This window comes from Pontibacter sp. GD7 (assembly GCF_058216375.1).
The window spans coordinates 30,309-43,549 of the sequence record NZ_JBYZMP010000017.1 but is presented as its reverse complement, the minus strand read 5'-3'; the positions used below and the strand labels follow the sequence as shown (position 1 = coordinate 43,549).

At 44.2% G+C, this 13,241-nt stretch carries 8 protein-coding genes; 2 read left to right on the top strand and 6 right to left on the bottom strand.

The genetic code is table 11. The features are described 5' to 3' along the window. Window positions 1–68: 68 nt before the first annotated feature. Complete coding sequence (gene metK / locus AC4BAP_RS18455; RefSeq protein WP_490584158.1) at window positions 69–1,391, bottom strand: methionine adenosyltransferase; 1,323 nt, start codon at window positions 1,389–1,391, stop codon at window positions 69–71. Window positions 1,392–1,649: 258 nt separating this feature from the next. Between metK and AC4BAP_RS18450 the strand changes: the two genes are divergently transcribed. Together AC4BAP_RS18450 and AC4BAP_RS18445 are read left to right on the top strand one after the other, a co-directional pair. Next, a complete protein-coding gene (locus AC4BAP_RS18450; protein ID WP_490584157.1) occupies window positions 1,650–2,453 on the top strand; it encodes a phosphatase PAP2 family protein in 804 nt (267 codons plus the stop codon). A gap of 6 nt (window positions 2,454–2,459) precedes the next feature. Continuing rightward, a complete protein-coding gene (locus AC4BAP_RS18445; protein ID WP_490584156.1) occupies window positions 2,460–3,257 on the top strand; it encodes a phosphatase PAP2 family protein in 798 nt (265 codons plus the stop codon). Between the two features lie 51 nt (window positions 3,258–3,308). On the opposite strand, the gene AC4BAP_RS18440 is transcribed toward AC4BAP_RS18445, so the two are convergent. From AC4BAP_RS18440 to AC4BAP_RS18420, 5 genes are all read right to left on the bottom strand, one after another. After that, on the bottom strand, window positions 3,309–3,866 hold the full coding sequence (locus tag AC4BAP_RS18440) for a DUF4843 domain-containing protein (protein ID WP_490584155.1): 558 nt from the start codon (window positions 3,864–3,866) through the stop codon (window positions 3,309–3,311). A 19-nt stretch (window positions 3,867–3,885) separates the two neighbouring features. After that, entirely contained in the window at window positions 3,886–5,418 is a 1,533-nt protein-coding gene (locus AC4BAP_RS18435) for a RagB/SusD family nutrient uptake outer membrane protein (RefSeq protein WP_490584154.1), read from the bottom strand. Window positions 5,419–5,436: 18 nt separating this feature from the next. After that, entirely contained in the window at window positions 5,437–8,478 is a 3,042-nt protein-coding gene (locus AC4BAP_RS18430; protein ID WP_490584153.1) for a SusC/RagA family TonB-linked outer membrane protein, read from the bottom strand. A 446-nt stretch (window positions 8,479–8,924) separates the two neighbouring features. Further along, complete coding sequence (locus AC4BAP_RS18425; protein ID WP_490584152.1) at window positions 8,925–11,318, bottom strand: prolyl oligopeptidase family serine peptidase; 2,394 nt, start codon at window positions 11,316–11,318, stop codon at window positions 8,925–8,927. Window positions 11,319–11,442: 124 nt separating this feature from the next. Beyond that, window positions 11,443–13,119: an amidase gene (locus tag AC4BAP_RS18420; protein ID WP_490584151.1), complete on the bottom strand. Its 1,677-nt coding sequence runs from the start codon at window positions 13,117–13,119 to the stop codon at window positions 11,443–11,445. Between the last annotated feature and the right edge of the window lie 122 nt (window positions 13,120–13,241).

Below are 13,241 nucleotides of genomic sequence, written 5' to 3'. Positions count from 1 at the left end.
AAACCATTATAAAACAAAAATGCCTGCTTCGTAAAGCAGGCATTTTTGTTTTATACATAAAAAGGGATCTATACTGCTGATTCAGAGTATATACCAAATTCCTCTTTGATCTTATCAACGTAATCCAGTTTCTCCCAGGTAAAGGTTTCGAACTCCTTCTCCACTCTGTGGTCGTTCTCAAATACTTTTACCTTTTTAATGCCCGGAGTTCTTCCCATGTGGCCATAAGCAGCTGTTTCTGAGAAAATAGGGTTCTGCAGACCGAAGCGCTGAACAATAGCATAAGGGCGCATGTCAAATAACTTGCTTACTTTTTCTGCGATCTCGCCATCACTCATCACGTTACCGTCGGCATCTTTTACCTTCGTAGAGCCATAAGTTGTTACATACAAGCCAACCGGTTTAGCTACGCCAATAGCATAAGCTACCTGTACCAAGGCCTGATCAGCAACACCTGCAGCCACCAGGTTTTTAGCAATATGGCGGGCAGCATAAGCTGCAGAACGGTCTACTTTAGAAGAGTCCTTGCCAGAGAAAGCGCCACCACCGTGCGCACCTTTACCACCGTAGGTATCCACAATAATCTTACGGCCAGTTAAGCCTGTATCGCCATGCGGGCCACCGATCACAAACTTACCAGTCGGGTTGATGTGGTAAATGATGTCATCGTTAAATAATTTCTGAATACGCTCCGGCAATTGCTTCAGTACACGAGGGATCAGAATATTATCCACATCTTGTTTGATCTGGCCTACCATCTGTTTCTCGGCAGCTTCCTTCGCTTCTGGTGTATCGCTTTCAGGCATGATAAACTCATCGTGCTGAGTGGAGATAACGATCGTGTCGATCTTCTCCGGAACATGGTTGTCGCTGTAACGAATGGTTACCTGCGATTTTGCATCTGGCCTCAGGTAAGTCATTTCCTTGCCCTCTTTACGGATGGCAGAAAGCTCCTCCAGCAACAAATGCGAAATGCTCAGGGCAAGTGGCATGTAGTTGTCGGTTTCGTTTGTGGCGTAACCAAACATCATCCCCTGGTCGCCGGCACCCTGGTCCTCAGGGTTAGAACGCTCAACACCCTGGTTAATATCAGCAGACTGCTCATGAATGGCGGAAATAACGCCACACGCATCTGCATCAAACATATATTCAGACTTCGTATAGCCAATTCGCTTGATCACTTCGCGGGCTACCTTTTGCACGTCTACGTAGGCTTCTGTTTTCACCTCACCGCTCAGCACCACCAATCCGGTCGTTACCAGCGTCTCGCAGGCTACTTTTGATTGAGGATCCTGCTTCAGGAACTCATCCAGCAACGCATCTGAAATCTGATCGGCTACTTTATCCGGATGTCCCTCTGAAACAGACTCAGAAGTAAATAAATAAGGCATTTTCTCTATGGGTTTAGGTACAAAGTATAAACCAGCTACCACAGTTGATAGCAGCTACAAAGCTAAGACAATTCTGCCACAGTTAAAACACAGAGCGTTAGTCTGTAAGTTATTAAAGTATAATTAACTCTAAAATATTTCAGCGCTTTTCTGCAGCTGCTCTGCGCCAAGTATAATTTAATGGCAATCTATTACAAAACCATAGCGTATAAGCCCACGTTTCAATTACCATTAAATGAATAACCGGAAACTACAACTATGAAAAAAATATTCGCAATAGTCGCTGCCCTTACTTTGCTAACGGGCCGGGTGCAAGCGCAGGACGATTCACCCTACAAAACAAACCTTAAAGTAGACGGACCTATAATTGTGGCAGGCATGGGGCTTAGTTACTATGGCCTCACGCTAATGCAGGACAAAAGAAGCCTTACGCAAGAAGAGATTGCTAACCTGAGCAAAGATGATGTCAACGGTTTCGACAGGTTCTCAGCTGGCTGGGATTCTGAGGATGCGAAAAAGATCAGTGATATTCCATTCTATGGTTCTTTTGCTACTCCTTTTTTGATGATGCTGAACAAAAATGTGGGCAGTAAAGCAGGACAGGTATTTGTGCTTTACGTGGAAACAATGGCTGTTACAGGATCCTTGTTTACTATGACAAACGGAAACTTACCTCGAACCCGGCCATTAGTTTATAGCCCTGATGTAGAGATGAGTGAGAAAACCAGGGCCAACGCCAGAAACTCGTTCTATGCAGGCCATACTGCTGCTGCTGCAAGCGCCACCTTTTTTGCCGCAAAAGTATTCCACGACTTTAACCCGGACTCTCCAGCAAGGCCTTATGTTTGGGCAGCCGCCGCGGCTGTGCCTGCAGCCGTGGGTTATTTGCGCCTAAGAGCAGGTAAGCATTTTTTAAGTGACAACCTGCTAGGTTATACTTTAGGCGCAGCGGCCGGTATACTTGTACCACAACTGCACAAGAAAACCAACAAGACAAACATCAGCCTGGTACCCGTGGCAGCGCCAGAATACAAAGGCGCACTTTTAACCTATAGTTTCTGATAAGCCATGAAGTATAAAGTATTGTTCTGGCTACTGTGTACTTGCCTGCTGGCACTACCAGTTAGTGCACAACAAAGCCCTTATAAAACTGACTGGAAAAAAGATGGGGCTATTGTGGCAGGAGGTATTGGTGCATCAGTTGTCGGGGCAATACTTATCGAAAACAAAACAAGGCTTACTGAGCAAGACTTAAATTCACTCCGGATCGAAGATGTAAATCGCTTTGACAGGTTTGCAGCCGGTAACTTCAGCGAGTCTGCAGAAAATGCAAGCGACATTCCATTTTATGGTTCGTTCGCGTTGCCGCTGTTACTCTTGCTAGATGATGATATCAAGCAAAATGCACCCCAAGTATACTTGTTATACGGACAGGCCATGTCAATAGCAGGTGGCGTGTATAGTTTAACGGCCGGACTTAGTCGCCGCAAACGCCCTTATACTTATACTTCGGAGGCACCTGTTTCTTTGCGTACCGACAAGCAGGCCACCAACTCTTTTTATGCCGGCCACACGGCTGCCACTGCTGCGGCTACTTTTTTCCTGGCTAAGGTTTACCACGATTTCAACCCAGATTCACCGGCAAGGCTTTACATCTGGGCTGCTGCGGCGGCGTTGCCTGCAACAGTTGGTTACCTGCGCATCAGGGCTGGCAAGCATTTCTTAAGTGATAATATTGTGGGGTATATTGTAGGTATGGGAATTGGTATACTGGTGCCGGAATTGCATCGGAAAGAATCCCGATTTACGTTACAACCTTTTAGAACAACAGAAATGCAAGGAATTTCTTTCGCCTATGATTTTTAATAAAAAAAGGCCTTGGAAACCCAAGGCCTTTTTAATGATATAGGAAATTATCTATCCTTTGTTAATAACTAAACCAACTCTCTTTTCGTTTGCGCTTGGTTTAAATTTATCATTACCAATTAACTCAATAACGATCAACTGATCTTTAGCTAGAGCTGTACCTGGGTTGATAACATCTATTTCAATAAATCCAAAGCTAGAGTTAGCAGGAATAGTAAATGTGCTACCTGTATTGTAATGAGTTCCTTTTACAGCTGCATCGGCTGCGATGGTACCACTTACAAAAGTCTCATTCGGCACTATACCGTAGCTGATAACCTGATCAACGCTTTGCTGAGCTCCCACTAAGTTAACTCTTAACTTAATCTTTCCTGTTGATCTTGTAATCAACGGGTCAGCAGGAAATCCATTGGTAGTTGCTGTATAGACATTACGACCAGGAGCAGGCACCCTTGTTAAAACAGGGTAATCTTTACCTGTTGTGTTTGCGTTCCAGGTAGCTGCATCCATCTCAACAAGTTCTCCTTTAAAAACTATGTCCTCGTTTTCGATGCATGATGTAGCTGCGAAAGCTATGAAAGCAAAGAATGCTAATAATAATTTTTTCATGACTTTATACTATATAAAATTAATAACCTACGTTATTTACAAGATTCTTATTACCATCTATCTCTCTGGTTGGTAGAGGAGGCAGCATTTTATAATCTGTGAATGCCAGGTCTGTGTAGTGAGGACCTTTTACCAAGTTCATGCTCTGTCTTTTCAGATCGAAGAAACGATGACCTTCAAAAGCAAACTCAATTCTTCTCTGTCTCATGATCTCAGTTCTCAGAGCTGCACCAGTTAACAGTAAATCAGAAGCTTCCATTGTAGAACCAGCGTAGCTAGTGTATCTATTCTTCTTAATGTTGATTAGTGCTTCTCTCGCTTTAGCTTCATCAAGTACTGTTGAACCTACTGCAGACTGAGCTTCTGCAAGAATCAGATACATTTCAGATAATCTTAGAACAATCGCATTGTCAAGGTTGATAAAACCATTTTTACCTAAGTATTTGGTTGTCTCAACAAATGGTACCCCACGGCCAGTAGTTCCTAGTTCGTACAGTAAGTTACGCACATCATTAGAACGAGCTGTAATCGCAGCTGTATTAGCGCCATTGTTTGTTACAGTGATACCTAGATCAGTAAGCAATGTATTTGTAGGTACTAAGTCCCCAAAACCACCTGTTTGGCTTCTGTTACCTGCTACAACCAATGTAGTGAAAGATGTCTGTAATGACTCGTTCACACCAATGTTCTCAGAGTTAATCGTGTATGAAACCTCAAATATTGATTCTGGGTTCACTTTATTTCTCCAGCCACTCACATAGTTTGAAGTTGTCATCAGACGGCTACCATGAGAAGTGATCACTTTCTGAGCGTAAGTAGCTGCTTTAGCATAATCTTTATTATAAAGAGCAACACGCGCCATCAAGGCCTGTGCTGCCTGCTTCGTTGCTAATGCAGGAGAAACACCAAGATCACCAAGTACTGCTTCAGCATCAGTAAGATCTTTAGAAATCTGTGCATAAACGTCTGCTAAAGGAGCTCTTGAAGGCAAACGTAGAACTGCATCTTCAAGGGTTTTAACCCCATTCAACAACAACGGAACACCACCTTTATCATTTTCAGGAACAATTGCTCCCGGGATATAGGCATAAACTCTTGCAAGGTCAAAGTATGCTAAAGCTCTTAAGAACTTAAGCTGGCCAACCCAGGCATTCTTTTCAGCATCTGTTACTGCAGGCACGACATTCAACTGAGGAATAGCTTCCAAAGTCAGGTTGATATCGTTGATCATGTAGTAATAATTCTGCCAGTTGTTAAAGTGTGCTCCATGGATGTTTCTGGCTTCGTTCGCAAATCTACCAGATTTGTTAGTGAAACGTCCATTGTCAGCAAGTGCCTCTGGGAAGGCAATCATATCTCTACCGTAAACTCTGGCAGACTTCAGCCTTGAGTAAGCTCCTGTAACAGCAGCATTAATGTTCTCTCTTGTGTTTAAGGCTGTAGAAAGCTCAATTGACTGCCTTGGATCCACTTCTATGGCTTTCTCGCATGATGAGAAAGTCAAAGCGGCAGCAAAAAGTGCTATCGTTGAAACTTTATATTTGAAATTCATTTTTATTCAATTTAAAAATTAGAAACCTAACTGAATACCTACAGTGTAATTCTTGCTCTGTGGGATGATACCAGTAGCAGTTCCAAAGAACTCTGGATCATAACCTTTGTAATCATCATAAGTGAACAGGTTAGTACCCTGTGCATAAACTTTCGCAGAGTTTAACTTAGCAAACTGCAGGAATGTAGATGGTACGTTGTAAGAAAGAGTTACTGATTTCAGACGGATATAATCCACTTTGTTGAAAGTACGGGTTGAGCCAGTTACGTGGTTTACACCTGCAGACTCGATACCAGCATCGTAAGGTCTTGGCACGCTAGTGATCTGACCTGGCGTCTGCCAGCGGTTGTCATAGAAATACTGCAGTGTGTTGAACGAACGGTTACCATTTTCCATCAGGAAGTTCAGCTGGCCGTCTGTCTGCATTCTACCATACTCATACTGGAATAAGAAGTCTAATTCTAATCCTTTATAAGAAAGTGTGTTAGTTAAACCACCGTAGAACTCTGGCTGCGTGTCACCGATTACTACACGGTCAGCAAGTACTGGAATGTAAGTGATATTTCCATTGATATCATAATACATTGGGCGGCCTGTAGCTGGGTTAACACCTGCATAACGCTGTGTAAAGATAGCACCTACTGGGTAACCTACACGTACTGAGTTATCAGAAGGAAGTACATCGAAGCCACCGTATAGTTTTCTAACTTCGTTATCGTTATAAGCAAAGTTGAAGTTAGTATTCCACTTGAATCCACCTTCAGCCATGATGTTAGCAGTTCTTAACTCTACTTCGATACCACGGTTACGAAGCTGACCTACGTTGGAGGTAATAGAGCCAAAACCTGTAGTCCAGGAAACTGGCTGATCAAGAAGAAGGTCTTTGCTTTCTCTGTTATAAACTTCTACAGTACCAGCAATTCTGTCATTGAAGAAACCGAAGTCAAGGCCAAAGTTTGTTGTCTGGTTAACTTCCCACTTCAAATCAGGGTTTGGAAGCTGAGTTGGGTTGATACCAGCAGAACCATTGTAAACAGTTCCTGAACCAGCTAAGCCTCTTGATGCGAAGTTAGAGATGTTGTCGTTACCTGTTGTACCAAATGAGGCACGTAGTTTCAGGAATGACAGGAAGTCAACTGACTGCATGAAGTTCTCTTCTTTGATATTCCAACCAACCTGAACTGATGGGAAGAAACCAAATTTGTTGCTCGCACCAAAACGAGAAGAACCATCATAACGGCCTGTTAAGGCTAATAGGTACTTACCATTGTAGTTATAGTTAACTCTACCAAAACCAGAGATACGCTTGAATTCAGAGAAGAACTCACCATTGCTTAGTGGGTTTGCAGCAGAGTTCAGGTACTTAAACTCAGGTGATGGGAAACCGTCAGCAGATGCTGAAATGCCTTCGTTCTGCTCGTGCTTATACTCAAAACCTGCTAAAGCATTAACTGTGTGCTCTCCGATTTTTTTATCAAAGTTTAATGTTTGAGTAGTCAGGAAGTTAGTATTCCAGTTGCTTTCAACTGAACCTAAACCTTTTCTTGCAAACGCATCATTTGTTCTAGGGTCACGATACTGCTTACCCTGTACGATACGGTAATCTAAGCCGTAGAACGTTTTGAAAGTTAATGCAGGTAAGATCTTATATGTAGCAGAGAAGTTACCAACCAGGAAGTTATTACGCTGGTTTGCCTCGTTAAAGTAGTTAACTGCTACAATGTTCTGGTTCAGGATGCTTGGGAAAACCTGACCACTTCCTGGTATACCAAAGAAAGATCCGTCTTCGTTGTAGATCTTGTTGCTCGGCATCATAAGTGAAGCTGAGAACGCTGGGTTACCTAAGAATGAACCATCAGTAGAGAATGGCGCTTTCTGGCTGAATGAAGACAGGTTAATAGAAGAAGCTAATGTAAGCTTATCTGTTACTTTATGTGATAGGTCTAATTTAGCTGTACCTCTCTTGAAGTCTACTTTCTTGAAAATAGCTTCGTTAAGGTTGTATGAACCTGCTAAATAGAAGGTAGTTTTATCATTACCGCCGCTTGCAGACATCTCATAGTTCTGGATTTTACCAGTCTGCATTGTAGCATCCTGCCAGTCATAAGTAGGCAGCGCAGCAATTTCTTCTGGAGTAAGAGTAGCACCGTTAGGAATTCTCATCTCATTCACCAACGTGAATACTCTGTTGGCATCCATACCATCTTTGTATCTGTTATTATAGGCTTCTGTTCTTAACTGCAGATACTCCTGAGTATTAAGCACATCAAGTTTCTTAAGTGGAGTAGAAGCACCACCATAAGCACTTACATTAAATGAGGTTCTACCAGCTTTACCTTTTTTAGTTGTAATTAATACTACACCGTTGGCAGCCTGAGCACCATAGATGGCAGCTGTTGCAGCATCTTTCAGTACCTCAATAGAAGCGATGTCATTAGGGTTTAGGAAAGCCAGTGGGTTAGACTGGGTGAAAGAAGCATCGTTACGAGTGTTTAGCTGCACACCATCAACTACGAATAGAGGTTGGTTACCAGCCTGAAGAGAGCCTACACCACGAATACGCACGTTGATAGCACCACCTGGGATACCGTTGTTAGCCTGCACTAATACACCAGCAGCCTGACCTTGTAATGCTTTATCAAGAGATGGCATAGGCTTATTTTCGATAGCCTTAGCAGCAACCTGTGAAATCGCACCTACTGCGTCTCTTTTTGTAACTGCAGTACCGTAACCTGTAATAATTACTTCAGACAGTGCCTTGGAGTCTTCTCTTAACTGCACGTTAATGCTAGACTTTCCGCTTGTGCTAACTTCCTGCGCTACATACCCTAGGTATGAGAACACAAGAACCGCATTATCATTAGATACATTTACAGTGAAGCTACCATCTGCTCCTGTAAAAGTACCTACTGTCGTTCCTTTAACGACCACGTTTACCCCTGGTAGAGGTTGTCCATTCTCTGCGGCAAGTACTTTACCCGAGATGGCCCGGCTCTGTGCAAGCGCAATATTACTTAGCGCCATTAACAGAGCAAAGCTCAACAATAGAACTTTTCTCATAAAGATAGATTAGATAATTGGTTAGTTTGATAATAATATTGTTGCCAAATATATCAGTAAAATCAATATCCAAAAATTTTTTTGCTAAAATAAACAGAGGTCAAATCCGCGTTTAAACATCATAAAGCAGGATTATTCTATATCTCTAATAGTATATATTTTTAGAACTCTTCTATGATATCAGAAGCTAAAATCCAAGCACCACCTTTAAAGTTTAAACATTTAAATGTTTTAATTTTGCAAGATTTCAAACACCAACCCTCCTTATTTTATATAAATAGTAGGTATAAGCATAATCTTTAAATTATTCATCATGCTTTTCCAATGGTACAACTTGTGTTTGGAAGTATAATATTCATGAAAATAGATACACGAAAAAATGCAACAAAAAAAAATCGGCATGAAAGTAACCTTTCATGCCGATCTACGTTGCTGATCTACTGCTTTTACTTCAGATTTTCTTCAAACAGCTTGTAAATCCTTTTGTACTCATCGGTCCAGCTGGCTGGCTCAACAAACCCGTGATCCTCAACCGGATACACTGCGAGCTCCCAATTATCCTTGCCTAGTTCTATAAGCCTTTGCGTTAGCCTTACCACATCCTGGAAGTGGACATTGGTGTCTACCATACCGTGCGCAATCAGCAGAGCTCCTTTTAATCCTTCCGCATAATATATCGGTGAGCTTTTAGCGTAGGCGGTGCTGTCGGTATATGGTGTGTTAAGTATGTTGGAAGTATAGCCGTGGTTGTAGTGCGCCCAGTCTGTAACAGAGCGTAAAGCAGCGCCTGCTGCAAACACATCAGGCTCCGTGAACATGGCCATCAGTGTAATAAATCCTCCGTAAGAGCCACCATAGATACCGATCTTTTTCGGGTCTACGTTATACTTTTCCACCAGATGCCTGGCCCCGTCAACGTGGTCACTCAGATCTTTGCCACCCATAAAGCGGTAAATACCCGTACGCACGTCGCGGCCATAGCCTGCGCTGCCTCTATAGTCTATATCCAGTACAGTATAGCCATTGTCGGCCAGAAAATTATGGAACATATACTCTCTGAAGTATGAGCTCCACCACTTATGCGCATTTTGCAGGTAGCCAGCTCCATGCACAAAGATCACAGCTGGACCATTAGCTTTGGCGTTCTCAGGGCGGTAAAGGCGTGCATGCACATCAGCCCCGTCTTTTGCCTTAAAGGTGATCACTTCCGGCTCACGCCAGTCATAAGATTTAAATTCTTTGGTAAGGGAGCTGGTAACCTGCTTCGGCTTTGCACCACTCTTGTTATCCATCACATACAACTCCCATGGCTTGTTGCTCGCAGAATAGCGGATAGCCAGTGTCTTCTCATCCGGAGAAAGCTGCACCTCATGGGCACCCGTCATACTTGTAAGCTGTACCATCTCGCCACCATTAACCGGCATGCGGTAGTAATGCTTTACGCCAGGGTGCACTTTATTAGCGATGAAGTAAAAATGCTTTTTATCGTCAGATAGCTGTACATCAGACACCTCAAACTTACCACTGGTAAGAGCCTTCTTCTTACCTGAGTTTACATTTACCGCATATAAGTGTGAGTAGCCGCTTTCTTCTGAGTGGAACCAAACGCTTTCGTTGTCTGGCATCCAGCCAATCTCGCCGGCACCATAGCCTATACCAGGACCACTGATCCAGGCCTCATCACGCTGACGGTCCAGCACTGAAAGCTTACCGGTAGCCGGGTCTAGTTTAAGAATCCAGCGGTCTTTGTTATCCTGCGACCTGGCCACAACTACAGCATGCTTTCCGTCCGGCGACCAGACAGGGCCATAGATTGCCGTGGCACGAAGTTCAGGCTTTTTAGCTTTGGATTCAGCTGTCCTGGCAGTACTTGCCTTAGCCTCTTTCTCAAGCAGGTAAGCAGGTTGTTCGTAGATTCCTGCTACGTCGTTCATCATCACTGCAAAGGCCGTATCGCGCTTGGTGTCATACACGAAGAACTCATAGGTGTTTTGCGCATCTCCAACTTTAGTGCGGGTATTAATGTCTTCGGTATAACCGGATGCCGTAACGTAATCAGGCACAATGGCAACTTTGCTGTTTTTTGGCCTGCTGATGAGCTGATAAGTAACAAAACGTTCGTCAGGGCTCAGCGTCGGATTATTTACGATCTTATCCTCTACATAAATTTCCTTAGGCCTTGCCGGTGCATCTGCTAAGCGCTGCTTGCGTTGTTGCTCCTTTGCTTCTTCACGCTCTTTTACCACTTGCAGTAATGCCAATTGCTGCTCTTTCAGCCAGTCGCGCTGTTCGTTCTTCCCCTCCCCTGCCGGCTTTCTGCCTTTTTTGAAGTCAGTCAGCTGCATGGTCTGGCCGTTGGCCATGCTCCAGGCATAGAGGTTATTTTCTTTGGTGTAAACCACTTTCAGTTCGCTGTGGCTGAAGGCAGGGCTACTTTCACGCTCAACGGTGTTGGTGATCTGCTGCACCTTTCCGCTTTTCACATCATATAAAAAGATGTCGCCGTTTTTCTCATACACCTTTTTGGTTTGTGCCTTGTTATATGCCCCATACTGGCTTGGCAGGCTTCTGCGCTCTCGAGCGCTTACCTTTTGTATGTTCTTGCCATCTGCGTTAACTGCGTAAAGCGAGTCGCTTTTATTGCCTTCAGGGTTCCAGTAAAAATATATTTTTTTGCCGTCTTCAGACCAGAACACATTACTAGGTGATGTCCCGATCCACTTCGGGTCGCGCATGATCTTCTCAACGCTTAGGGTTAGCTTGCCATCCTGGGCTTGCACTGCGCCTGCGCACAGCATAAGCCAGCCCACAACGGCTAAAGCCTTTCTTTTTAATAGCATAGTAGATTAGTATAGTTGATTTGTTGTGTAGATATTATAATCCCTTCAAATTAAGGAATTATACTTTATGTAAGCAAAATCGCCGCCAGTTATAGTTCCCTATGCTTCTGGCGGCGATTTATACTTATGATTTTTTCCTCGAGGCAAAATCCATACTTGGGTGCTGCTCGTGATGGTTGGTTATACTTTGATAAAACTTTGCAAAAGTTAGCAGCTCAGCTTCGCCAAATAGTTTTCCTATAAAGGTAATGGTAGTAGGCATACCATTTTTCTGGAAACCGTTTGGCACGACCACGCACGGATGCCCCGACAGGTTTGTAAGCACTAAGTTGTTACCGGCAAACGAAGGGCTTAAGTATACATCTATGTCTTTCAGGGTTTCCTGCATCTGCTGCACCAGCAGGGTGCGCACGCGCTGGGCCTGCAGGTACTCAACGGCAGGCACAAACCTCCCAGCCCTGAATATGGTTGGCCAGGCATTTTTGTGCTGTGCCACAAGCAAGCTATCCCTGCCGCTACGGGTAAGTTCGTCAAAAGCGGCAGCCCCCTCTACCGAGATGGTAAGGGTCAGGTCGCGGACAGGCAGGTTTGGTAATTCGATTGGGACCAGCTCTATACCGGCTTTACGAAGGGCTGCAAGGGCAGCCTCGTCATTTTCCTTGAAACCGTAAGTGCGCTCAAAGTCTTTTTTGAGATAGCCTACCCGCAGCTTTTTCGGATTTATACTTTGGTTATAATTAAAAGGCGCATCATAAACAGACTGATCTTTTCCGTCGGGTCCGTAGATAGCATTAAAAACAATGGCTGCATCTTCTGCAGAGCGTGTGATCGGGCCTATCTTATCCATAGACCAGCTTAGCGCCATAGCCCCATGCCTGCTTACGCGGCCAAAAGTAGGCCTAAGGCCAGTAGTACCGCAAGCCGTTGAAGGCGACACGATAGAGCCCAGTGTTTCGGTGCCGATAGCATAAGGCAACAAGCCTGCCGCCACCGCAGCAGCCGAACCTGCCGACGAACCACTCGAACCTCTGTTTATATCCCAGGGCGAACGCGTTTTACCACCGTACCACACATCTCCCATGGCCAATGCGCCCAGGGTTAGCTTCGCCACCAGAACACCACCGGCATCCTGAAGCCGTTGTACTACAGTAGCATCCTCATCTATCAGCTGGTCCTTGTAAGGTGTGGCACCCCAGGTGGTTTTATACTTTTTAGTTGAAAGCAGGTCTTTTACGCCAAAAGGTATACCATGCAGCATACCTTTATACTTGCCGGTTTTGATCTCTTTGTCTGCTTTCCTGGCTTGCTCCAGTGCCAGTTCCTCTGTCAGGCTTGTCACACATTCCAGCGTTGGGCCATACTTTTTCAGACGGTCCAGGTAAAACCTGGTCAGCTCCTCCGACGTGATCTGCTTTGTGCGTATCAGCTCTGCCAGTTGCGGCAAAGTATAAAATGCAAGTTCTTCTCTGTTCTGAGGTAGTTTAACCCCTGCTGCTTTAGCAACCTCAAACTTGCCTTTCGCTTTTTCAAAAGTATAGCCTACCGGTATCGGGTTAAACACAAGTGCCGGCGCCACATCATTTGACAGAGGCTGTTTCCTGATAACCTCGTAGCTCTGCTTAAATTCTTCCAGGTCCGTTAAGGCAGAGTCTAGTTGGGCGTCCTTAAAATTCAGCCCGATCAGCTTTTGTGCTTCCTTCACCATAGTTACGGTAAGCTTGCTCTCCGCCACCTTAGATACGAAGGCGCCGGATATGAAGCAGCCGGCGGCTATTAGTATTACTACCCTCTTGTTTGTCATTCAAAACTTCCTTTAAAGTATTACTCAATTTAAAGCTTAACGGTAAAAAAACAAAGGACCACTTTTAAAGTGGCCCTTTGTCATTATAGTCTACTTTTAATTGTTAAAGCATCTTTAAAAAA